This window comes from Niastella sp. sgz303648 (genome assembly GCF_059587045.1).
Genome location: NZ_JCAPSW010000012.1, coordinates 188,255 through 211,374 on the forward strand (window position 1 = coordinate 188,255; position 23,120 = coordinate 211,374).

Below are 23,120 nucleotides of genomic sequence, written 5' to 3' on the forward strand. Positions count from 1 at the left end.
CAACGGTAAAGGCTTTTGCGCAGGAGGTTTTGTCGGAATTACCTAAAAAACAGCAATACTTCAAGTGCCGGATAAAAATATTTTATTAAATTAGGGTACAAACGGCGCTTAAAACCCACTTTTTATTAAACAGGAAGCACATTTTCATTTCCCCCGTATTCCTGTGTTGCACATAAAACCTTCTGTAATGGTACTTTCAGACGAGTTCATTGTCTGACCAATCGCTGTACTTATTTATTTATTAAAATACAAATCATGCCCGGGTTTTGCCTGCATCGTCGTTATTCTATCAGTTTTTTTATTTGTACATTTTTTTCAGCGCCCCTGTTCTTCATTTGTTTTACTGCATGCAAGCAACCTGCGGCAAAACCCTTGCCGCCGGGCGATGCTGATAACGGAGGTCTTTTTTTACCCGGTAATTTTGAAGCAGTAGTAGTAGCCGACAGCCTTGGCAGAGCCCGGCATCTTACCGTAAATACCAACGGCGACATATATGTTAAATTAACCTACAACGACATCATGCACGGCGGAGGCGGCACCGTTGGTCTTCGCGATGCCGATAACGACGGCAAGGCCGATGTGATCAGTTATTTTGGCGATTATAAAGATGAAGGCGGTTTGCCCGCGGGTATTGAAGTTCATAATGGCTACCTGTATACTTCTACCGTAAAAACTATTTTCCGAAATAAATTAAAAGACGGTGAACTGATACCCGAAAGCAAAACTGAGGTCATTCTTACCGATGATGATGAAAATCTCAGAAAGCACTGGCATACGGCCAAACCTTTTACATTCGATAACCACGGCAACATGTATGTTCCGTTTGGCGCACCTACCGATGCTGCGCAGGACATCAACCAGGCAGGGCCTGCCGGCATACCAGGCGGCAAAGGACTTGACCCTGCTCCCGACCTGGAAACACATGCCGGCATCTGGCGGTTCGATGAATCGAGAACAGGCCAAACACAAAAAAGCGGTTACAAATACGCCACCGGCATACGAAGCGTGTTGGGCATTAGCTGGAACCCGATGGATAATACCCTGTATTGCGTAATGAACGGCATGGATAATTTTCATACCCGTTATCCTAAAATATATTCCGCCTGGCAGGCGGCCGTGCTTCCATCGGAACCATTGCTGAAGGTTACCGAACATTCAAATTTCGGATGGCCATATGCGTATTATGATCAAATGCAGGGCAAAAATGTTTTGCAGCCCGGTTATGGCGGTGATGGCAAAACGATCGGCCGCGCAGCGCAGTTCGATGTACCGGTATTTGGCTTCCCCGGTCACTGGGCGCCGATGGACTTGTTATTTTATACCGGCAACCAATTTCCTGCTCGCTATAAAAATGGCGCTTTTGTGGCTTTTCATGGTTCTACCGACCGCTCACCATATCCGCAGGCGGGTTATATTGTTTGTTTTGTACCTTTTCAAAACGGCAAACCTACCGGCGAATGGGAAGTTTTTGCCGATGGATTTACCGGAGTAGATACCGTATTTAATACAAGCGATGCGTTGTACCGGCCCATGGGGCTGGCTATGGGACCCGATGGTTCGTTATATATTTCCGAATCGAATAAAGGAAAGATCTGGCGGGTGATGTACAAGGGCGATAAAAATAAATTCGGTGCAGCCCAGCTGGCAAACATGGAAAAACGAAAATCGCGCACCTACATAAAAACACCCGACGAAATAAAAGACAATCTGGGTATGGGCGGCGAAATGAACGGACTGATATTATACAACTCCTACTGCGCAGGCTGCCACCAGCGCGATGGCAAAGGTGATAACAACCGCTATCCGCCACTGGCAGGCTCCGACATGATCGCTGGCAATAAAGACCAGCTGATAAAAGTTATATTGAACGGATTGCAGGGAGAAATTAAAGTAAACGGAAAAACCTTTAATGGGGTAATGCCGGCACATGGCGGATTTTTGGATGATCATGCCATTGCTTCCATTGCCACCTATATCAAAAAAAGATTTAATAAAGAAGATAGTCTCGTTGCTTCGGCAGATGTTACCAGGTTACGAAACGCAGCAACCACCAACCGGCCGGCAATGGAACGAACAAAGGTGAACAATTGACCGCCTCCTATAAAATGTAGCCATGAGAATTTCATTTATATATGCCCTGTTCGCGTGGTTAATGATAAACAACATTTCACTGCAGGCGCAAACCTATGTGGTAAAAAAAATACCGGCTGGTAAAATGCAGGTAACAGGTAATGGAACAAATGCAGCCTGGAGCATTGCGAATGTACTTACCAACTTTAGCTATCCGTGGGAAACCGAATCCGCGCCGCCTACTTCGTTTGCTGCATTATGGGATGGCAACTGGTTGTATTGTTTGTATAAGGTAAAAGACGATTCGGTTAACACCCTCGTCATCAAAAACGATAAGCAGGAAGTTGGCGCATCAGACAGAGTTGAAATTTTTCTTACTCCCGACAGCACTATGACGCCTTATTATTGTCTTGAAATGGATTCGCGGGGCAGGGTGCTCGATTACACAGCATGGTACTACCGAAAAATGGGTTATAGCTGGCAATGGCCAACTGATCAGCTCATCATTAAAACTTCGTTGCAAAAAGATGGTTATATCGTTGAAGCTGCCATTGGCATACCATCGTTAAAAAAACTGGCATTGCTGCAAAACAACCGTTTACATGCGGGCCTGTTCAGGGCTGAATGCAAAAGCATTGTAAATGGAAAAGCTGACCTGAGATGGATTAGCTGGATCAATCCCCGGTCGGCAAAACCCGATTTTCATATCCCCGCGGCGTTTGGGACGCTGGTGCTCGAATAGCCTGCGGGTTATATTATTTTGTGAAGCAATTCTTTGGAGCTGCTCACATGGTTTGCGTAGATAATTTTATCAGCGTATCCTATCCATACCTGTGAACCATCCGACAAATTGTACACATAAATATGAATGCCGCTCCCAATATCTCCATCCGGCTCACCAAACACATTTACAATTTGTGAATAATTCATATCGGCTTTAAGGTTGGTTATAAAATATCCGACAGAATCCTTATCGGTATCATTGCTGCTTTTCTTTAAACAACCTGTTGTGCAAAGAGCTGCAATCATTAGGAAAAGTAACCATTTTCTCATATGGTGTTGCTTTAAAAAGGGTTTAATAGTTCGAATTGCTGAACTAAATTTAGCACAAAAAAGGTTGTCTTAAAAAAAGACAACCCTTTGTGCAGTTTCATTATCGCTATATTACAACTAACCCATATTTGTTTCTTGTGCCTTGTACCTTGTTCCTTGTGCCTTGAGTCTTGCGCCTTGAACCTTCATCCTGCTACCATCCCGGCGTTTGCTTAAACGAAGTATTCCCATAAGTTTTTGCCACATCTATTTCTGATTGAGGTACAGGCCATAACGTATCGCGTAACGGGAATGTTCTTGATGAAGTGTTACCGGGATCTTTAATCGTAGAGATAATCACCCGGTCGAGCTTCCAGCGTTTCAGGTCGAAGTATCGTTGCCCCTCAAGCGCCAGTTCAATTCTTCTTTCATGCCGGATGCGGGTGCGCATTTCATCCTGCGACAAACCCGTTGGTAAAGGCGGCATATTAACACTGGGGCGTGTACGAATAGCATTAACAGCATTATATACTGTAATATCGGGACCTATCATTTCATTTTGTGCTTCGGCATACATCAGCAATACATCGGCATAGCGCAAATACACCCAATCGGCGTCGCTTTGAGTGCCTATTACCGTTGCCCGTGTTGAGTCGACTCCCTTTTTATTCAAAAAGCCCGATGAAGCGCCGATATCAGAAGGCTTAAATACAATACCGCCTTTATATAATACACCCGGCGTAAGTATGGTTGCCAGCAACCGGGGATCACGATTTAGATATGGTTTTGTACTGTCGTACAGGGGTGAGGTAGCGGTAGGTAATCCATCGGTACATTCATAATCTTTTACCAGGTAACCTAACGGTTGAAAGCTGGCGCTATAGGTGTACAAATAATCAGCCGGACTAAACGCATTGGGAACCTGGTAACGGCCCGAAAATATAATTTCCGGGTTGTTGTTCTGCAATGGTTTTAAAAACAAACCACGATAACCACCGGTATACAAACTGAACTTGTTAGAAGCAATAATAGCTGAACTTGTTTCAACAGCCTTTTGCCAGTTGTTCTGTGTTAAATAAACTTTTGTAAGATATCCCAAAGCAGTTCCTTTTACCACATGGCCTGTATAAGCCGTATCGGGCAAATTATCCTTTGCAAAATTAAGATCACTCAATACCGAATCGATCACCTGCGCTTTGGGCGTTCTTCCCAACTGATATGCTCCTGGATCATCATTTGCATTGCCCATAGGCCTTGTGTAATACACCACATCGCCGTATAACTGAGCAAGCAGAAAATAATAATAGCCACGCATAAACCGAACTTCGGCAATATACCGGGTCATAGCAGCCTGCTGTATAGGCACATTGCCAATATTGGCCAAAAACACATTACAAGCCTGAATGGCTTTGTACGATGTATTGTACGCATCCGACTGAATAGTACCGGTTGTTGGTTCAATAGCGCCCGAAGCCACGTTGCCAAAAGCGCCGCTGTATGCATTATCGGTGAGTGTTTCCCAATAAGGCGTACCGGCTCCCCAGCCCTGTCCGGTATTGGTGGAGCTGCTGTAATTATATCCCTGAATAAGGTAGCTGTAAATAGCGGTCAATGCTATATCGGCATCGGCAGGTGTTTTCCAGAAATTTTCTACAGGCAGCTGGTCAGTAGGATTTTTGGTTAAAAAATCTTTACTGCAGCCAACCGATACCGTAACCAATACAAAAAACAGTATAATATATTGAATGAATACTTTCATGTTGTGCAAATTGTAAGAGATTTAAAAAACTGCTTTTAGTCCGAATGAGAACACCTGGTTTTGCGGATGCACTACATACCTGTTATTGCCGCTGCTTGGCACGCGTTCAGGATCGAGCCCCTTAAATTTAGTAAAGGTTGCCAGGTTATCGCCGGCAACGTATACACGCAGACTGCTCATGGCCAGCCGCTTTGTAATCAACGCAGGCATATTGTAACCTATCTGCATATTTTTTATCCGTAAAAACGATCCGTCTTGTAAATAGTAGGTCGATGCAGTACCAATGTTATTGCTCGCAGGCCCCTGTCCGGTTATATAAATCAACGGCATGGTGGTGCTGTGGTTCTGCGGTGTCCACGCATTTAACCAGTCTGATGTAGGGGGCGAACCCTGGTTGAATGGTTGTACGCCCCAACCGTTGGCAAATATTTTTTGTCCGTATGAACCATACAGGAAAATAGAAATATCAAAATTTCGCCAGGAAGCGCTGGCATTGAACGAATATTCGAATTTTGGATTAACACCCGCTACAATTACCCGGTCATTGGCGTCAATTACATTATTGGTTGTATCGGTATTCTCAAATTTCAGATAGCCTGGTTTGGGATTATAAGGTTGTTTGGGCGATTTGGCAATTTCATCATCACTTTGAAAAATGCCCGCATATTTATACATGTAAAAACTTCCGTACGGCTGCCCTTCGATATTGATGGTATTGTTACCGGTGTTTATTTGCGGAGCGCCGAATTTTACCAGCGTGTTTTTATTTGCCTGGAAAGTACCGCCTACCGAATACGACACATCGGCTACCTTGCTCGTATACTGGGCAGATGCTTCAATACCGGTGTTGCGCATTTTTCCATTATTTACAAACGGACCCGTAAGCCCGATATAAGCGGGTATCGCCTGTTGGTAAAGAATATCATAGGTTAATTTGTTATACCAGTCAACCGTTACGTTTAAATTCCGGAACAAGGTTACATCTACACCCGCATCAACTACCCGCGTATTTTCCCAATGAATACGCTTATCTGTTAACCCATTTATTGCAGCGCCGGAGTTCAATGAACTTCCCGAGAAAGAATACGCATACTGAATATTGTTGTTGTATGAATTGAGATTTGAATATACCATCTGGTAAGGATAGTTGGCAATGTTCTGATTACCCAACCGGCCCCACGAACCACGCACCTTCAGATTATTTAGCCACGAAATGCCGGCCATAAATTTTTCACGCGATACTACCCAGCCCGCCGAAAAGGATGGGAACAAAGCCCATTTGTTATCGGGCGGAAAGCGTGAAGAGGCATCGTACCGGGCATTTGCTTCGAACAAATATTTACCATCGTAATCATAGTTCAACCGGCCATAGTACGAACGCAACGACCATTCGGCCGAATTGCCCGAAGCCAGCTGCGATGCTGTAGGGCCCCAGTTCAGCTCATTGAGTAAATTGCTCGAAAAGGGTGTGGTACGGCTACCCGACAACACCTGTGCCTTATTGTATTCGGCCTGTGTACCCGCCAGTGCTTTAAAACTATGATCGCCGATTTCTTTACTGTACGTTAACTGCGTATATCCCACGGGGTAGATGTAATTATTATCGGTTACTACCATACCCTGACCGTTCACGTCGAGTGTGCGTTCGGGCGCATCGAAAGGCCCGGCAAACCAGTTATACTGATAGATCACCGGTTTAAAATCAGACGTTTTCTGAAAATCATAATTTAAGCCGCCACTGGTTCTCCATTCGAGCCCTTTCAGCAATTTGATATTTATATAAAGATTGGTTTGTAAATAATAATCGATGGCATTAGCAAGGGCATTTTCGGCAATTGCCACCGGATTTTTGTTTGGCGTTTGTACGCTGGGATAAACCGAATTTACATAGCGTCCGCTGCCATCGGGCAATTTAGGTCCGTACATAGGTGATTGTGACATGGCCGACAGGAACTGGTCCTGGCTACCCCGGGAAGCATATACTCTTTTTCCGTAGTTAAATGTCATGCTGCCGCCCACCGTAGCCCAGTCGTTGATCTTTGAATTGAGATTAAGCTGCAGGTTATATTTTTTGTACGAAAAACCGATCATGATATCCGGCTGATCATTATAACCCAACCCAATATTAAAGGTGGTACCATTACGGCCACCGGTCATGCCCACATGATGCGTTTGCGTGGTAACGGTGCGCATTACGAGGTCGAGCCAGTTCACATTGGGATACAAATCGGGGTTCGAAGGATTTTTATAGGCATCTATCTGCGCCTGTGAAAACCGGTTGGCATATCCTGAATTAATGGCTCCCTGATTCCACAACTCCATATAGGTAGCAGAATTATAAATAAGATTTTTGGGCAGCGATGTTGGTTTGGCAATCCCTACATTCACATCATAGCTTAACTGAAATTTGCCATTGGTGCCTTGTTTGGTGGTAACCAATATAACGCCATTGGCAGCCCGGGTTCCATAAATGGCTGCCGAAGCGGCATCTTTCAACAGTGTAATAGATTCAATGTTCTGCGGATCAAGGTTAGTAAGACTACCGGGCAAACCATCTACAATCACCAGTGGACTACTTCCTGCCGAACTGTAAGTGCCCAACCCTCTTACGCGAAGTACAAAGCTTTCATTACCGGCTTCGCCCGAGGCCTGTGTTAACGAAAGCCCCGGCAATTTGCCCTGTAACAACTGAGTTGGATCGGTGGCTACCCGTTTATTCAGTTCGGTACTTCCTACAGTTGCAACAGCGCCGGTTAAATCTCTTTTTTTCTGCGTACCGTAACCAACCACCACCACATCATCGAGCCTTCCGCCGGTAGATGTCATGGTAACATCGATCTGTGTACGCCGGCCAACTGTTTCCTGCACGCCTTCGTATCCTACAAATGAAAAAATCAAAACCGTTTCGGGCCCCGGCACCGAAATACTGTATTTGCCATCACCATCGGATACAACTGATTTATTGGCGCCTTTGATTTTAACCACTGCACCCGCCAATGCATTACCCTTATCGTCTTTGATAATTCCGTTTACTGTAATGGTTTGCGCCAGTACAGAAACCGAAAATGCAAGATGAAAAACCGAAAAAAATAAAAAGAGGGGGAGTACAAAACGACCAGTGGTTCTCATACCGCAATTGAGTTTTCTTTTCATAAAGCAAATAGTTTGCTACAGCTCCTTTACTGTATAAAGAAGCCGCCGCAATTAATAAAAAGAATGATTAAAATAGTGTAAGTATCAGCGGTATAAAAGTAGGTACGTTTTGAGCCGGCGTTATTTAGGCAATTATCAATTTAGTAACCTATATTGTCATACTAAAATATTATAAGCAGTTATTCGTTGAGCAGCAAAAGTATGTGCGTGAACGGCACAAGAAAGCTTTAAACCTCGTTCTCCCCAATCGACTTACTCACGTTCATCAACCCCTGTTCAAACGCTTCTTTCCCGGGCCAGCCAAAGCCAATGCGCATATAATGGCCGGGCATGGCAAACCAATGGCCGGCGCCCGTCATGGTTTTATACTTCTGAATTAATGTTTTATAAAAACCGGGAATGTTGATCGATGCGGGATCTTTAAAACGGGGAAAGCAAACCACACCACCCTGAGGCAATACATATTCAAGACGGGTTTCCTGTTTCAGCCAGGCGCTCAGCAACTGAAAGTTTTCCATGGCTTTTTTATTGATGATGGCACTAAATATTTCTTTTTGCCGGTAAAACTGAAGCGCCACTTCTTCATCAAGAGCCGCATTGCTGATGTAAATCATTTCTTTGGCCGCCAAAAACTGTTCCATCAAAATTTCATCCTGCGTAATGATCCATCCCATTCGCAAGCCCGGCAAACCATATGCTTTCGACAGTGACGACACGCTGATAACTTTGTTGCTCAACGATGCCATTATGGGATACGGTGTTTTAAAACAGGCATCACGATAGGTTTCATCTACCAGCAGGCATATATTTCTTTTTTCGGCAATCGCAATCAATGCATGTAATTCTTCTATCGTCATTACCATTCCGGTAGGATTGTGCGGCGTGGTAATGCTGATGAGCTTAGTAGCGGGAGTTATCGCTGCCTCAATAGCGCTGATATTTACCCGCCAGTTTTGTTCAAACTGCAAATCAATAAAGCTGATAGAACAGCCAATGGTTTCGGGCACAACAATATTGGTAGCGTAATTGGGGCGAACAACAATTAAATGATCCTGCCGGCCCAACAGGGCAGTATTAATAATGAACAAAGCGCCGGCGGCGCCGTTGGTGAGTAACACATTGCCGGCCTGCAAACCACCGGCTTCGGCAGCCAGTAATTCTCTTAAAGCCTGGTTGCCCCGGTGAGGAATATACTCCAGTTTCAGATCATCCAGGCGAACATTCAGGTCACTGAATTTTAAATCAGCAACAGAACTCTCGGCCAGGTTGCACAAAATGGTATCGTATCCGGTTTCTTCGGGCGATTCCTGTTCGATAGGCATTCGTTTGTACTGCATATGCATGAGGTTAATTCACCTATGCTAATATAGTACAACTAAAAAACTGTACAACAGGTTGCGGAGTGGTTTATTCAGGCATGGATCAACTTTTCGAATATATGTTGCACCTGGTTGGTATGCCGCCGGGTATGAAAAACAACAAATGAAATCAGCTCCAGTCTTGTAGGCTCGCCAAACACAGGCATTGAACAGGTAACCGTTAAATCAAGGGTTTTGATGGCTTTTGCAATCAGGTCCCTTACACCTTTGAAAGCAGTTATCAACTGTTCTTTATCGTGCTTTACATCGGTAGGAATAATAAACTCAGGCGATTTCAGCTTTGTGCTAAAATCCAGAAAAATTGATCTCAGGTTTTCCACACCTTCATCGGCCGGTCTGCCCGTTGTTTGCACAGGACCGTACAAAGCCTTTAACACGGCATTATCCGATTTAAATATGTGTTCTGTTATCTGGGCAACCGTCCAGCTGCCTTCATACGGAACCGTATTTAATTCTTCCTGGCTTAGCGAAGAAATTATTCTTACGTACGCATTGGTTGCGTTTTCAAATTCCTGTAGCAATTGGTTCGAAGTAATCATACTGGTTGTTTCACTTTCTGTTTTTCAATTTTTATCATGCAAAGCATTTCGTTCATATTCTTATACCATTCCACACAGATATATGGTTTTGTTTTATCGATCCGCCCGTCTTTCATCATTTCGGCAAAAACATCTTTTATGCACTGGATCTTTTGCTGCCAGTTGTCAACGGCTTCGGTGATATACTCCCCTTTTTCTATTGTAAAAGTTTCATAGCTATACTTTTCCCCTTCACCGGCAAAGGTTTCTTCGGCAGATGCGATATAAACAACTTCATTGCCATCACAATTACTGATGCCATAATACGAACGTTTATCACCGGGTGGCAACTTTTTCATTAATGTTTCAAACGCTTCTCCAATTCCCATGGGGAATGTTTTTACCTGAAAGCCAAACACCTTCAGATCGTTCGATATATTATACGTTTCCATGATAACATTTTTGATTTCACAATGAACGAAATGCTTTGCCTGTTCACTTCAGTTGGATGCTACGGCGCCTCTTTTAGCTGAGCGCTCATATTATCTGCGCGTTTCATCGTAGCTCACCATCCAGTCAATACCGTATTTATCGGTAAACATGCCAAATAAGCTGCCCCAGAAAGCCTTCGATAAAGGCATAAGCACCTTACCACCTGCTGATAACCCGTTGAATAATTGCTCGGCTTCTTCCTTGCTTATGGCGCTAATGGAAATGTGAAAGTTGGTACCAGGGGTTACTTTTCCCATTGCTTCAGGTACATCGCTGCCCATTAACATATCGCCGCCGGCTATGGGCAATGCAATATGCATGATCTTATTATCTTCATGTGCAGGACTTTTATATTCCGGAGGCACATCTTTAAACCGCATTATAGTTGCGAATTCGCCGCCAAATACCGATTTGTAAAAATTAAAAACCTCTTCGGCATTACCATTAAAGTTTAAATAAGGATTCAGTGCTGGCATTTTCTTACGTTTTAATGTTTATAAAATGAATTGTATTAATCAAGTATGGCACAAACAAAGCCTTTCTGTTTTACGAGGGTCATTACTTTTTCGATCTTCAGATTTTGTCCTTCTACCCGCAAAACCTTGTCGCAGTCGTCGAGGTCGAAATTTATTTTGCTGTCCGGAAAATGCCTGCGCAATAAGGCAACCAGTTTTTGCGCCTCGGTAAATTCATGCACATTTGTTTTGAAAACCTCAACCATTGTGTTTGCATTTAAACTGTTTGTACTTTAAAAAGGCTCACATCAAAGATCAAACGATCGATCGAAAACTGCGGGGTCATTAATTGCATATCAAAAATACATTCGTCATATTTATTGTCCGGGGTGCAAATGCGACCAATTAAGGGGCTAATTGCGACATGGTGTATTCTATTGTACGTTTTGCAAATTCAACACCATGCCGGCACAGGATTACAAGGGGCGGTAATTACACAATGTACAAAGTGGTGATTGCGACAATAGTTGTTTATCTTTAGTACACTTTTCAGACCCGCCTGTCATAGTGAAAAAAGTACGATTTGAACAGAATTTCGGGTCGAAATAAACTAAAAAAGTACAGATGAAACACGTTTCGATTCTTATTCCGCAGGGGCATACCAGCCTGGTGAATATCGAAGGAACGCACCAGATTCTTTCTGAGGTTAATGTTTTGCGAACAGCCATGGGAAAAGCGCCTTTGTTTATGATTCAACTGGTTGGGCTTGCGAAGGAAACAAGTCAGCGCGACGGGCTGTTTACTGTAAAACCCGATTGTTTGGTTGGGGATGTTAAAAAAACCGATCTTATCATCATTCCGGCTATTTATGACCTGAATAATGCACCAACACTGAATAAGGAATTTATTCCGTGGATCGTACAGCAATATAATGGCGGTGCCGAAGTAGCCAGTCTTTGTATCGGCTCCTTTTTTCTGGCAGCTACCGGTTTGTTAAAAGGAAAACAATGCGCTACCCACTGGCGAATGGCCAATCAGTTCAGAGCCATGTATCCCGATGTACAACTGGTAGATGATAAGATCATTACCGACGACGATGGCATTTACACAAGCGGCGGGGCCTATTCATACGTAAACCTGCTGGTGTACATGATCGAAAAATTCGCCGGCCGCGATATTGCCATTCTTATTTCCAAGGCATTTATGATCGATATCGATCGCACGCTGCAATCGCCGTTTATCATTTTCCAGGGACAAAAATCGCATGAAGATGAAACCGTAAAAAAAGCCCAGGAGTATATTGAAAAGAATTTCGAAGACAAAATAACCGTTGATCACCTGGCCGATGTGTTTGCCGTTGGCCGCCGAAGCCTTGAACGCCGTTTTAAAAAGGCCACCTGTAATACGGTAACCGAATACATTCAACGGGTTAAGATAGAAGCCGCCAAGAAAGATCTTGAAACCGGTCGCAAAAACGTTAATGAAGTAATGTATGATGTAGGCTATTGCGATGTAAAGGCCTTCAGGACCATCTTTAAGAAAATCACCGGACTTTCTCCTGTAGAATACCGCAACAAGTACAATAAAGAATTGCTTGAAATAGATTAAGATCTAAATTTCCCGCAAGGCGCCAGGGCGCTAAGAAGGTCGGTTGAAATCATTATTATTCCGGTAAAAATCAGGAAGGTTCCGCCTTGCGGAACAAAGCCACAAAACTTTTCCCCACGAGTCGGGAGCTTTTAATTTGTGTCTTTATATAGATCGCGAAGCGATCAACTTTGCGCCTCCGCGCCTTTGCGCGATATTCTTACCTTATATCTTCCCCTTAAAGAGGGCCCGCTTTTAGCGTAGCACTAACACATACACCCATAATTTATCGCCCTTTTCCCTGCTATTTTCTTCTGTTCTTCTTCTTTTTTGTTTCCAGTTCGTTAAAGTAATTTTCAAGGCTGTCGAGCCTTTCGGTCCATATCTTCCTGTATTGTTCTACCCAATCCGATACTTCGCCGAGCTTTTCGAGGCGGGCTTCGCAGTAGCGCTCACGGCCGAACTGGGTAATTACCACCAGTCCGCATTCGGTCAGTATCTTAATGTGTTTGTAAATGGCTGTGCGGCTTACCTCAAAGTTCTCGGCCACCGCATTCACATTGAGCGGGTGTACCGATATCATGTTAATGATCTCCCTTCGGGTGGGGTCGGCAATTGCCTGAAATACGTCTCTTCGCATATTAAAAATGAAACCTTTTGGTTTCAAAAGTAATGAAACCTTTTGGTTGCCTAACTATTTTTGTTGAAAATACAGGGAAAAATATAGTGTTTATCATAAAAAAGGTATCTATGTTTGCAGTGCGTTAGTTAATTTCACTTAGGAAACGGCCGTGTACAGGCGATAAATTTTGGCTTTTAACACTTGAATATTCCTGAGAATTCATAATTGGTATCTATAAATTTAATATATTCACAAATAGGTTTTGGTGCGTAAGCATATTACAGCACCTTACAATTACAAAAACAAAGTCTCATTTTTCACTTTTAAATTTTAAAACACTATGGCAAAAACAGCTAAGAAAGCTGCAAAAAAAGCAGTTAAAAAAGCAGCCAAGAAAGCACCTGCTAAGGCAGTAAAAAAAGCCGCTAAAAAAGCAGCTCCGAAAAAGAAATCAGCCAGAAAACCTAACGCAGCATTCATGGCTCCTCTTACAGCAAGCCCTGCTTTAGCTGAAGTTATAGGAAGCAAACCATTACCAAGAACTGAGATCGTGAAAAAGATCTGGGATTATATCAGAAAGAACAACCTGCAGGATAAAAAGAACAAAAGAAATATCAATGCCGATAGCAAGCTGAAACCGCTGTTCGGAAAAGATCAGATCTCTATGTTCGATCTGGCTAAGATCATCAGCAAACACGTGAAGTAGTTCGTATATACCGTGTTGAAAGTTCAGGCGTCATAAACGGGAAAATAAGTAATGCCGCACCGGCATACGCACTTCAGGAATAGCAACCTGAAAAGCTTTACAGGGAAAACGGGATATCCCGTTCCCATCAAAAAATTCCGGTTCAACAACCTGCCGCTTTCACCAGGGTATAAATATGATTTGAAGGAATCAAAAACTTTTACAGGCGTTCACTGGGTTAAAACCTGTAAAAGCAGGGTTAGTAAGTACCTTTCTTTATTAAGCTCCTTCATCTCCTGGATATTACACGGTTCCCATTAATTTTTCAACGGGGCCGCCTGACACCATATACTTCTTAGTGATTTGCTTTCTATTTATTCAGTTGATTAACTCTTGTACAGGCAGCGGAACGAAACCCGCAGGCCTTATCAAGCATTACAAGGCCATTGCAAGTATGAGAACCACCCCTGCAGGCAGCTAATGTGATGTGATTTGATTTCAATTGTACAGCCAGCGGAAAAAAAGCATTATAACGGGGTTTACGGGTATTACAGGATGCAACAATCAGGTAATATTCATGAACCCCTTTATTTTTTAACAAAATTGATTGATAACATTAAACCCTTGACACAATAAACTATCCTGTTACCTTTACAGGCAGCAACAACTGTTTATGAAAAAGATCTTTGCCCTTATTCTCCTTATTAGTTTCTGGGGATGCAACGAATCGAACAACAAGCTCGGCTCGAACCGTAAAAAAGACAGCATAAGTAAACTGGTACAGCAAACAGCCCGCGACATTGCCGGAAATTTCAGCGAACAAAACACCCTTCGCTTTACCCCATCATACCTCGATTCATTTTTTGTTAAATACGATTCACTGCGGGTATTTCGGTCCGACATGAGTACTTTTTACACCACGCGTAATTATTCATTTGCCTGGTACACCGAAAAAGATCTTACCGAACAGGCCAGCCATTTGTACATGCGGCTCGAAAATTTGCCCGAAGAAGGTCTTAACCTTAGCTTACCTTATAAACGCAACCTCGATAGCCTTATTAACCCTACCAACGGTCAAACCCTGCAACAGAAAAGCGAAACGGAACTGCTGTTAACGGCCCTGTACTTTTTCTTTGCTCAAAAAGTTTGGGGCGGACTCGAAGAAAGCGCTTCGCAAAAAATAAACTGGCTGATGCCCCGCAAAAAACTATCGTATAGCGCTTTGCTCGATTCAATGGTTTTGCATGGCGGCACCGCCGCATCTGTTAAAGAGCCGGTTTACCGGCAATACAGTTTGCTGAAAGATTACCTGAAAAAATACAAAACCCTGCCGGCCGGTAAAAAAGTCATTCCCTCAACAAGTAAAGCTTTCAGGCCCGGCGATGTATCGCCCGCAATAGGCCTTATAAAGCACCAGTTGCTTGTTTTAGGCGATTTAAAGGACGCAGTTGATACTTCTTCGAACCAATACGATAGCAGCCTAATACCGGCTGTTAAGAACTTTCAGAGAAGGCATGGCCTGACAAACGACGGCGTTATCGGCAATTCGATGATCAGGGAATTAAATGTGCCGGTGCAGAAAAGAATTGAACAAATAATGGTGAATATGGAACGTACCCGCTGGCTGCCGATCGATGTTCGGGGCAGATACCTCGCCGTAAATATTCCAGAATTTGTATTGCACGCCTATTACGACGATTCGCTGCTGTGGAATATGAACGTGGTAGTTGGCAAGGATGTAAACAAAACGGTGATCTTTGCCGGTAAAATCAGCGAGATTGTTTTTAGTCCGTACTGGAATGTTCCCGCCGGTATTTTGAAAAAAGAAATTTTACCCGGAATACAAAAAGATAAAGACTACCTCGAAAAACACCATATGGAATGGTTTGGCACTACCGTGCGCCAAAAACCAGGTCCCTGGAACTCACTCGGTGCTGTGAAATTCCTGTTCCCCAACAGCCATAGTATTTATTTACACGATACGCCCTCGAAAAATCTTTTTCAGGAAAACAAACGGGCATTCAGCCATGGCTGTATCCGGGTAGCTGAACCGCAACGACTGGCAATGTATTTATTGAACGATAACAGCAACTGGCCCGAAGACAAAATAGCACAGGCTATGAACAGCCGAAAAGAACAGTTTGCGGCGGTTAAAGACCCGATGCCGGTATACATAACCTATTTTACCGCCTGGGTCGACAGGCAGGGGCAATTAAATTTCAGGGAAGATATTTACAACAGAGACCCCGAACTGGTTAACCTGTTGATGAAATGATATAAAGCAAGGGTAGGTCATCTGCTTTAGAATGGCCCACCCTTTTTCCTTTCCTATTCTAAAGAGGCGCCGGCGAACTGAACCCAGTAGCTCTAAGAGCGTAAAAGAGAAAAAAGAGTTGTTGACTTAAAAGCGTCCCGCTTTGCGGGACTAAAAAGAGTAAAAAAGAGAAATTCAGATATTTCTTAGTAATCATTCACCCCCTTTGTAAAAATCCTTTCGAGGGCAGCTTTGCGGTAAATAAACAGGTCCATAATTTTCTTTCGCACAAGTAATGCATGAACCGTAGTGCCCAGTAAACCAAAGGGCAACTCATATTTCACTTCATCTTTCATCAGCACACCATTTTCCGCTTCGATAAAAGTATGCGTATGCTCCCAGCAGCGATACGGACCTTTTAATTGTATATCGGTAAACGAAAAATTCTTTTGCACCCTGCTTATTTTGGTTTGCCAGTGCACCGGAATACCAAACAACGGCTTTACCCTGTAATCAATGATCATGCCCTCATAAATATCGCGGCCATCTAATTGTGTAAGTGTTTTAAAATCCATTTCGGGTGGCGTAATTAAACGCAGGTTGCCGGCCGATGAAAAAAAATCCCAGGCAACAGGTAACGTAGCCGGCAGTAATTGTTCGGTTGTAAAATAAAATGTTCGCATGCAGGTATTATACTACTATCTTAAAATGTTCATACAATTTTTTCTGCCCTTTTCCTGTGATCACCAACGCTCTTGAATTTTTAGTGGTCCTTAACCAGTCGGCGGATATCATATTATCGAGCAGTGCAGCAGCCAGTGAACCTGCTATATGATAGCGCCGTTCGCTCCAGTCGAGGCAAGGGCGTAAAAAAGAACGCCGTTGTTGCTGCAATGCATCTATGTCAATATCAAACGAAGCAAACCATTTTTCACCCTTTCGGCTCAGGTCAAAAACGTTGTTCGTATCGACCAGTATTTTTTGCTGCAACAGGCTATCGGTTAATGCCACGCCTACTTTCCCGGCCAGATGATCGTAGCAGGTTCTGCAGTTTTTGATGGCAATGTTGCCTTCATTAGCCGGCAATTTTGTAGTTGATGCTGGCAATAAACTGGTCATGGCTTCAATGGCATAGGCCACTTCTTTTCGCGCATACTTATAATAGCGATGCCGGCCCTGACTTTCTACACGCAATAATTCGGCCTGAACCAGTTTGGCCAGATGCATGCTTATGTTTTGAGGCGTTGTGGCGGCAGCAATGGCCAGTTCTGTTGCAGTAAAGGCTTTGCCGTCCAATAAAGTCCACATAATTGTAGCTCTTACAGGATCGCCAATAAGACCGGCGATATGTTTAAACGCGTATTCCATTTACATCCACATTTCAGTGTACAATGAAGTGTTACTGTATAAAGCTACTTTATTTTGTTATTCAATTTTACATATGGCACCTGTTTTGTTTTTACAATCCGAAACAACCGATCCATACCGGTTGTACCAGACCATGCTTGCCGAATACCCGGTTTATTGGGATGAAACAAATAAGCTTTGGGCCGTTTATTCGTATAATGCATGCAAAACAATTCTTGAATATCCGGCAGCACACATTCCGGTTATCAATGCAGGTAACAAAGATGGCCTGAACGAATATGCGCTGATGATCAGCAGTCACCTGGCACGGTTAAGCAATAGTTCTGCGCATACAGAAACCCGGCAAATTGCCATGCGTTTGTATCAGCATATGAAAACCATTGGTATAACCGGCATGGTTAACGAATTATTGGCAACAGGCGTTACCGGTAATGAAACAGATTGGGTAAATACCATTTGCAAAAAATTACCGGTATTGACCGTTTTAAAAAGTCTTGATTTTACCGAACAGGATTCGCAGATAATAATTGCCAATATCGATGTACTGGTAAAAATAATGCTGCCGCACAAAAGCCCCGATCAGGTAAAAAACATTAATGCCATTTCAAAAGAAGTATACCAGCTTGTTGAAACTCATTTGCTGAAAAGCGGTTTATACCAGGCGGTGGCGCAAGAGGCCGGAGATACATTTAAAACAAAAGCGGTTGAATTACTTTCGGCGCTGGTAAGCAATTGCCTCGGATTGTTTATACAAAGCTATGATGCAGGCAGGGGATTGCTCAGCAATTGCCTGTTGCAACTATTAAAAAAAGACAATGCTTACACAGGTAATAAAGAGAACCTCGGCAAATTAGTAACCGAAACGCTCCGGTTCGATCCGCCTGTTCACAACACCCGGCGCGTTGCAGCCAGGGATATACAACTGAATGATGTAACTATTAAACAGGGCCACAATCTGTTCATTGTACTGGCAGCAGCCAATCGCGACCCCTTTCGTTTTAACCAGCCGAACAGGTTTGATATTGATCGGGCCAACAACCACGAGCACCTGACCTTTGGTACGGGCGGTCATCAATGCATAGCCAAACACTTTGCCGCAGCACTGGCCATTGAATGTTTTGCTTATGTTTTTGAACGTTATGCCAACATTGAACTGATTGATCCCTGCATACAATACGAGCCGCTGGTAAACGTTCGGCTGCCCGAATCAATTTTCATTTCTATTAAATAAAAAATTTATCACACATGATCGCTGTTATTTTCGAAGTGATTCCGAATGAAACTCAAAAAGACAAGTATTTCACCATGGCAGCTGCGCTGGTGCCTGAGCTGGAGAAAACACCCGGCTTTATTTCTGTTGAGCGGTTTCAAAGTTTAACCAATCCCGAAAAACTGTTATCGTTGTCGTTCTGGGAAAATGAAGAAAGTATGCAACAATGGCGTAATATCGAAATGCACCGGCAGGCACAGGACGCCGGTCGCAACAGCATATTCAAGGATTATCATTTACGAATTGCTCATGTAATACGCGATTACGGTATGCTTAACAGGGCTGAGGCGCCTGTCGACAGCCGGGCGTTTCATGAAAAAATAAACGAACTGCTTAGCCATTTGCCTGTGAAATAAAATATATGTTGGCTAAAATATATGCGCCTAATAAAATTTGCGCCATTCTCATATCGAACTTGTTAGCCCTTTCCAACTGGTTATTTTTTACCAGTTTCAGCGACCAGGCGGTAGAAGAAATCACACAAAAAATCGAAAACAAAGTAAGACCATGAAGCGTATCTACCAGCGTAAAAGTAGTTGATTCGGGCAGTGAGCTATCTATGATGTATTTATTACCGATCACGGCAAACAGCGAGCCCACGCTTAACCCAAAACGCGAATCCATGCCATCGGAGTGAATGTAAAAGCATACATACGCAATTAAAAAAGCGATGTACATGCCCAGGAACACCTTCCAGAAAAGCCCCATGGCATCACGGGTTATGGCCAGGCGCACCTTGAAAGAACTGTATTCGGTATGCGGTTTTTTTAATCTGTCGTCGCCAAAAGCGGTTTCATAGGCTTTTATGCCTGTGTTTATAATACAGCTGTCGATCGTCCATCCACTGAGGGTAAAACGTTTATCGAAATGCTGGCCAACGGTATCTGCCACAAATACGAGGTAGCGCGAATCGAACTGGGAATTTTCAATCGAAATGCGCAGCTTCTGCATATCGAAAGGGAAGTTGTTTATGCGCCACGAATCCTTCATCACGCATTGCAGTTTCATTTGCATATATACCTTTTCGCCCGAACTATCGACCGAAACAAATGATTTGGTAACGCTTTTGGCCGAAGGCACCTCGAGGTTATCGAAAAAATTAAAGTCCCTGTTTTTATATTTTAACCATAGCCAGAAATTAACGGTAAATTCCTTATCCTTAAAATTGATATCGTGAATACTGGTTATATATATACCTGCAGAAACGGTATCGGGTTTTGCAACGAGTGTTGAAGGTGTTCCGGGATCGGCAAATCCATTCAGGGCAATAAAGAAAACACTTATACAAAAAAGGTATGATAACAAACGGTTTTTCATTTGAGCTGGTTTCTGGTGCGCAAGGTAAACAACGAACGAGGAAATTGCAAAAGGAGGTTATTCATTATTTTTCTCTGCCTGTTCCAACAGCGCCAACAGCTTCTTATTAAATTCCTTTGTTTTTGAACCCAATACCGAAAAAAATGCAGTATCGAAAGCTTCCACTGTTTTTACGGCCTGCTTTGCCATGTGAACGCCACTGGCTGTAAGGGCAACAATTTTTGCCCGGGTGTCGGTGCTGTGCTCATGCCGCTGTACCAATCCCTTTTTTTGAAGCGTTCGCAGTACCGTGGAGGTGGTCATGGGATCTATTTTGGTATGTGCCGATAATACGATCTGCGTTACTTCTTTTTTATGCAATGTGAGCCAGTGAATACTTGCCATTAACACAAACTGCGAATGGGTAAGATCGTATTTCTCCAATGCTTTTTTTATTTCGCGCTGCCACAAATTGGTTACCTGCCACAATAAAAAGCCGGAACTATCTTCTGCTTTTTCAACACTAAAAGTATTATTGGTTGATTTCATTGATCGGCATTTTTGAATGCTATGCAATTAAATCATTTTTTACTATTTTATAGCCCCTGCGCTGCTTTTATCTGTTGCTGAACATCATTTGGCAGGTTATCGACTATTTTTTGAGCAACCAGTTTTACCCATAAAAAACCCAGTACGCCTTTCACCCAAATGGTATTTGAAATTCTGAGACCTTCGGGTGTTTCTTCAAACACATGCTCATCGTACATTTTTGCCAGCGGAAACCTGGTAACATCGGTAAACTTTTTATTGGGCACTGTTTCCAGCAACTCTACCTTAACCGTAGGACCGCCTTTGGGACGAAGCAAAAAGTGATTTCCCTGCACAAATTGACCTTCCATTTTGGCAAATTCAATTCCGGGGTCCCAGGCATGCCAGTTGTTTACATTTGAAAACAGCTTCCACATTTGTTCACGGGTAACTTCTTTACTTACAACAGAATGAGATTTCTTCCACATAAATAGTGTATTTTATACGTGCAAATATAATATGTGCACTTATTATATAGAAATTTATTTTCAGAAAAATAACCCTGGCCACCTTTTGGTTTCTATAATCATTTCGCGGTCCCGTCAGGGACCTAATATTGGTAGTAGGAGGATTATAAATCAGGAAGACCGTCCCTACGGGACGGAACCTGTTGAAGAAGAAAGAAAAGTTATTTTTCTTTCAGATAATTGATAACCGTTTCAATATCGTGCTGAGCGTATTGTGTTGTATACTTTTCGAGGTTGTATCCGTAAAAACCAAGCGCAACGGGTATGGTAGCTGATACAACAGCACCCTTATTTTTAAAATTGCCTGCAACTGATATCTGCACATTCAACACCCACATAAAAGCACTGTACTGTATCCATTTTGATTCATAACAGGTGCCGCAATGAGGGCATCTGAATTGCTCATTCCCCAAATCAGTTAGTTTTTTGCTGAATACCGAGTAAAGTATTTCCTGGTCAACGAATCCTACCGGATGGCTCCATTGTATAAAATACCTGAAGCGTTCGTATTCACAGGGACAGCCGTCGGCATACATTGTTGAAATCAGTTTTTCACAGGCCCCTGAAAATTCTTTTTTCCTTTTGTTGAATTCGTTGATATGATCAAGGTTGTTATTCCATTCAATACCGCCGCCAATGGTGAGCAGGCCTTCTTTATACTCATCGCCTTCCAGTACCTGAACGGTCACCTTATTCATTGCCACAGCTCCAATGGAAATATATTCCTGCGGAACTACAATGTTTCCGGCCTTGTCGATGAGGCCCCATGTTTTCAGATCGCCGAATTTTGCGTAGCCTTTTTCAAAATTCGTGAGGTTCGAAAAACGGTAACCGATCACCAGATTTCCGTACCTATCAATGGCGCCATGTTGGTCGTATTCATTTCGTACGATAGCCAGTCCGTCGGAAAACTCATCTACATAATGAAATTGCGGAGCAATCACCTCTTTGCCTTCTTTATTGATAAATCCCCATTTTTTATTGATACGCACTCTGGCCAGTCCTTCGGTAAAGTTACCGTACTCGTTGTACTTATTACTGAAAGGCAGCACTTCGTTCCCTTCGGTATCAAAGTAAGCGGTATAATTACCTTCACGCACATTAAACAATCCATCCGACAGAGGCACCACAAAATCATACACGGCCGGGATGATGATACGCCCGTCGATGGCCTCAATGCCCATTTTATTGCCTTCGTGAAATTGAAAATATTCTTCTGTCATGCAGGTTTAGTAATATGTTCTTTTTGTCTGGTATCCTGAATATACGTAAAACATTCATTTTCCACATTAATTACAATGCAAACGCTACCACACGCCCTCCAACCCCTCCTTTAACGCTTTACGATATTTTTTCAAATCAAAACTATACAGGTACGGCGCTTTATGAGCCACACCCTGCCGCTTTTCTTTCAGCTGGCGCAAAATTCCATACGATAATATCTTACGCTGAAAATTTCGCCTGTCTAACGGATGGTTCAAAATCGTTTCATACAGCTTTTGCAATTCGGGCATGGTAAATTTTTCGGGCAGCAAATTGTACCCGATGGGCTGATAATTCAACTGTAACCGCAATACCTCAAGCGCTTTATTGAGTATTAGATTGTGATCGAATATCAGGGTCTTTACCTCATTTATATCGCTCCACACACATGCCTCAGACAAATCATCCGAAGTTGGATTTACGGTTGAAAAATCGACCAGGGCATAAAAGCCTACCGACAAAAAGCGTTGCAAAAACCAGTCGTCTTTTGAAAATGGCTTGTTTGCCTTTTTTAAAAAATCAGTTTTCGTTTTTGTATCCGAACGATCGGGATCACTAAACACATGAAATTGCTGCAGAAAGATATTATCCAGGCCGGTACGTTCCTTCAACACCCGTGCAGCAGCCGTTTCAAGCGATTCCGCAGGTTTTACAAAACCGCCGGCCAAAGCCCATTTGTCGGCATATTTCATTTTCAACAACAATACCTTCAACATGTTTTCATGAAAACCAAATACCACGCAATCCACCGAAAGATGCGGCAAATATTCATTATTCCTGTTTTTTATAAAATGGCCCAGATCCTGGTACTTCATATTTGCAATGTAATAAAGGAGCGTCAAAACATACAAAAAACAAATAT

23 protein-coding genes are annotated in these 23,120 nt (G+C 43.0%); 7 read left to right on the forward strand and 16 right to left on the reverse strand.

The features are described 5' to 3' along the window. The first annotated feature begins 255 nt into the window (after positions 1 to 255). Both AC59IL_RS28795 and AC59IL_RS28800 read left to right on the forward strand, forming a co-directional pair. Complete coding sequence (locus tag AC59IL_RS28795) at positions 256 to 2,091, forward strand: PQQ-dependent sugar dehydrogenase (RefSeq protein WP_496555690.1); 1,836 nt, start codon at positions 256 to 258, stop codon at positions 2,089 to 2,091. A gap of 22 nt (positions 2,092 to 2,113) precedes the next feature. Then, positions 2,114 to 2,812, forward strand: coding sequence for a carbohydrate-binding family 9-like protein (locus AC59IL_RS28800; RefSeq protein WP_496555691.1), 699 nt, complete (start codon positions 2,114 to 2,116; stop codon positions 2,810 to 2,812). Between the two features lie 8 nt (positions 2,813 to 2,820). On the opposite strand, the gene AC59IL_RS28805 is transcribed toward AC59IL_RS28800, so the two are convergent. From AC59IL_RS28805 to AC59IL_RS28840, 8 genes are all read right to left on the reverse strand, one after another. Further along, entirely contained in the window at positions 2,821 to 3,123 is a 303-nt protein-coding gene (locus AC59IL_RS28805) for a hypothetical protein (RefSeq protein ID WP_496555692.1), read from the reverse strand. A gap of 193 nt (positions 3,124 to 3,316) precedes the next feature. Further along, positions 3,317 to 4,861: a RagB/SusD family nutrient uptake outer membrane protein gene (locus AC59IL_RS28810; protein ID WP_496555693.1), complete on the reverse strand. Its 1,545-nt coding sequence runs from the start codon at positions 4,859 to 4,861 to the stop codon at positions 3,317 to 3,319. Between the two features lie 21 nt (positions 4,862 to 4,882). Continuing rightward, entirely contained in the window at positions 4,883 to 8,014 is a 3,132-nt protein-coding gene (locus tag AC59IL_RS28815) for a SusC/RagA family TonB-linked outer membrane protein (protein WP_496555694.1), read from the reverse strand. Positions 8,015 to 8,241: 227 nt separating this feature from the next. Next, positions 8,242 to 9,351, reverse strand: coding sequence for a pyridoxal phosphate-dependent aminotransferase (locus AC59IL_RS28820; RefSeq protein ID WP_496555695.1), 1,110 nt, complete (start codon positions 9,349 to 9,351; stop codon positions 8,242 to 8,244). A 74-nt stretch (positions 9,352 to 9,425) separates the two neighbouring features. Then, a complete protein-coding gene (locus AC59IL_RS28825; RefSeq protein ID WP_496555696.1) occupies positions 9,426 to 9,932 on the reverse strand; it encodes a DinB family protein in 507 nt (168 codons plus the stop codon). Then, positions 9,929 to 10,363, reverse strand: coding sequence for a hypothetical protein (locus AC59IL_RS28830; RefSeq protein ID WP_496555697.1), 435 nt, complete (start codon positions 10,361 to 10,363; stop codon positions 9,929 to 9,931). The genes AC59IL_RS28825 and AC59IL_RS28830 overlap by 4 nt, the downstream gene beginning before the upstream one ends. A gap of 90 nt (positions 10,364 to 10,453) precedes the next feature. After that, positions 10,454 to 10,879, reverse strand: coding sequence for a VOC family protein (locus AC59IL_RS28835; protein WP_496555698.1), 426 nt, complete (start codon positions 10,877 to 10,879; stop codon positions 10,454 to 10,456). Positions 10,880 to 10,914: 35 nt separating this feature from the next. Continuing rightward, positions 10,915 to 11,124, reverse strand: coding sequence for a hypothetical protein (locus AC59IL_RS28840; RefSeq protein WP_496555699.1), 210 nt, complete (start codon positions 11,122 to 11,124; stop codon positions 10,915 to 10,917). 358 nt (positions 11,125 to 11,482) lie between these two features. Between AC59IL_RS28840 and AC59IL_RS28845 the strand changes: the two genes are divergently transcribed. Continuing rightward, positions 11,483 to 12,466 (forward strand): GlxA family transcriptional regulator, encoded by a 984-nt coding sequence (locus AC59IL_RS28845; RefSeq protein WP_496555700.1) that lies wholly within the window; start codon positions 11,483 to 11,485, stop codon positions 12,464 to 12,466. 283 nt (positions 12,467 to 12,749) lie between these two features. On the opposite strand, the gene AC59IL_RS28850 is transcribed toward AC59IL_RS28845, so the two are convergent. Beyond that, positions 12,750 to 13,085: an ArsR/SmtB family transcription factor gene (locus AC59IL_RS28850; protein WP_496555701.1), complete on the reverse strand. Its 336-nt coding sequence runs from the start codon at positions 13,083 to 13,085 to the stop codon at positions 12,750 to 12,752. A 322-nt stretch (positions 13,086 to 13,407) separates the two neighbouring features. Between AC59IL_RS28850 and AC59IL_RS28855 the strand changes: the two genes are divergently transcribed. Then, a complete protein-coding gene (locus AC59IL_RS28855; RefSeq protein ID WP_496555702.1) occupies positions 13,408 to 13,773 on the forward strand; it encodes an SWIB/MDM2 domain-containing protein in 366 nt (121 codons plus the stop codon). A gap of 652 nt (positions 13,774 to 14,425) precedes the next feature. Then, on the forward strand, positions 14,426 to 16,027 hold the full coding sequence (locus AC59IL_RS28860) for a L,D-transpeptidase family protein (protein WP_496555703.1): 1,602 nt from the start codon (positions 14,426 to 14,428) through the stop codon (positions 16,025 to 16,027). 185 nt (positions 16,028 to 16,212) lie between these two features. Here the strand turns inward: AC59IL_RS28860 and AC59IL_RS28865 are convergent, their stop codons facing one another. After that, positions 16,213 to 16,689 (reverse strand): SRPBCC family protein, encoded by a 477-nt coding sequence (locus tag AC59IL_RS28865; RefSeq protein WP_496555704.1) that lies wholly within the window; start codon positions 16,687 to 16,689, stop codon positions 16,213 to 16,215. A 7-nt stretch (positions 16,690 to 16,696) separates the two neighbouring features. Then, entirely contained in the window at positions 16,697 to 17,374 is a 678-nt protein-coding gene (locus tag AC59IL_RS28870) for an ArsR/SmtB family transcription factor (protein ID WP_496555705.1), read from the reverse strand. A 73-nt stretch (positions 17,375 to 17,447) separates the two neighbouring features. Here AC59IL_RS28870 and AC59IL_RS28875 point away from each other — a divergent pair, with 73 nt between their 5' ends. Next, positions 17,448 to 18,605 carry a cytochrome P450 gene (locus AC59IL_RS28875; RefSeq protein WP_496555706.1) on the forward strand — a complete coding sequence of 386 codons (1,158 nt, stop codon included), beginning with the start codon at positions 17,448 to 17,450 and terminating at the stop codon, positions 18,603 to 18,605. Between the two features lie 14 nt (positions 18,606 to 18,619). After that, entirely contained in the window at positions 18,620 to 19,000 is a 381-nt protein-coding gene (locus AC59IL_RS28880) for an antibiotic biosynthesis monooxygenase family protein (RefSeq protein WP_496555707.1), read from the forward strand. Here the strand turns inward: AC59IL_RS28880 and AC59IL_RS28885 are convergent. The 5 genes from AC59IL_RS28885 to AC59IL_RS28905 all read right to left on the reverse strand — a co-directional run bounded on the left by AC59IL_RS28885 (position 18,978) and on the right by AC59IL_RS28905 (position 23,073). Next, the gene (locus tag AC59IL_RS28885; protein WP_496555708.1) at positions 18,978 to 19,961 is read right to left on the reverse strand and encodes a ligand-gated ion channel; all 984 of its coding nucleotides are present in this window, start codon (positions 19,959 to 19,961) and stop codon (positions 18,978 to 18,980) included. The genes AC59IL_RS28880 and AC59IL_RS28885 overlap by 23 nt on opposite strands. Positions 19,962 to 20,018: 57 nt before the next feature. Continuing rightward, positions 20,019 to 20,489 carry a MarR family winged helix-turn-helix transcriptional regulator gene (locus AC59IL_RS28890; RefSeq protein WP_496555709.1) on the reverse strand — a complete coding sequence of 157 codons (471 nt, stop codon included), beginning with the start codon at positions 20,487 to 20,489 and terminating at the stop codon, positions 20,019 to 20,021. A gap of 47 nt (positions 20,490 to 20,536) precedes the next feature. Continuing rightward, positions 20,537 to 20,956: an SRPBCC family protein gene (locus AC59IL_RS28895; protein ID WP_496555710.1), complete on the reverse strand. Its 420-nt coding sequence runs from the start codon at positions 20,954 to 20,956 to the stop codon at positions 20,537 to 20,539. Positions 20,957 to 21,156: 200 nt separating this feature from the next. Further along, positions 21,157 to 22,218: a WG repeat-containing protein gene (locus tag AC59IL_RS28900; protein WP_496555711.1), complete on the reverse strand. Its 1,062-nt coding sequence runs from the start codon at positions 22,216 to 22,218 to the stop codon at positions 21,157 to 21,159. Positions 22,219 to 22,302: 84 nt separating this feature from the next. Continuing rightward, entirely contained in the window at positions 22,303 to 23,073 is a 771-nt protein-coding gene (locus AC59IL_RS28905) for an NUDIX hydrolase (RefSeq protein WP_496555712.1), read from the reverse strand. Positions 23,074 to 23,120: the final 47 nt, after the last annotated feature.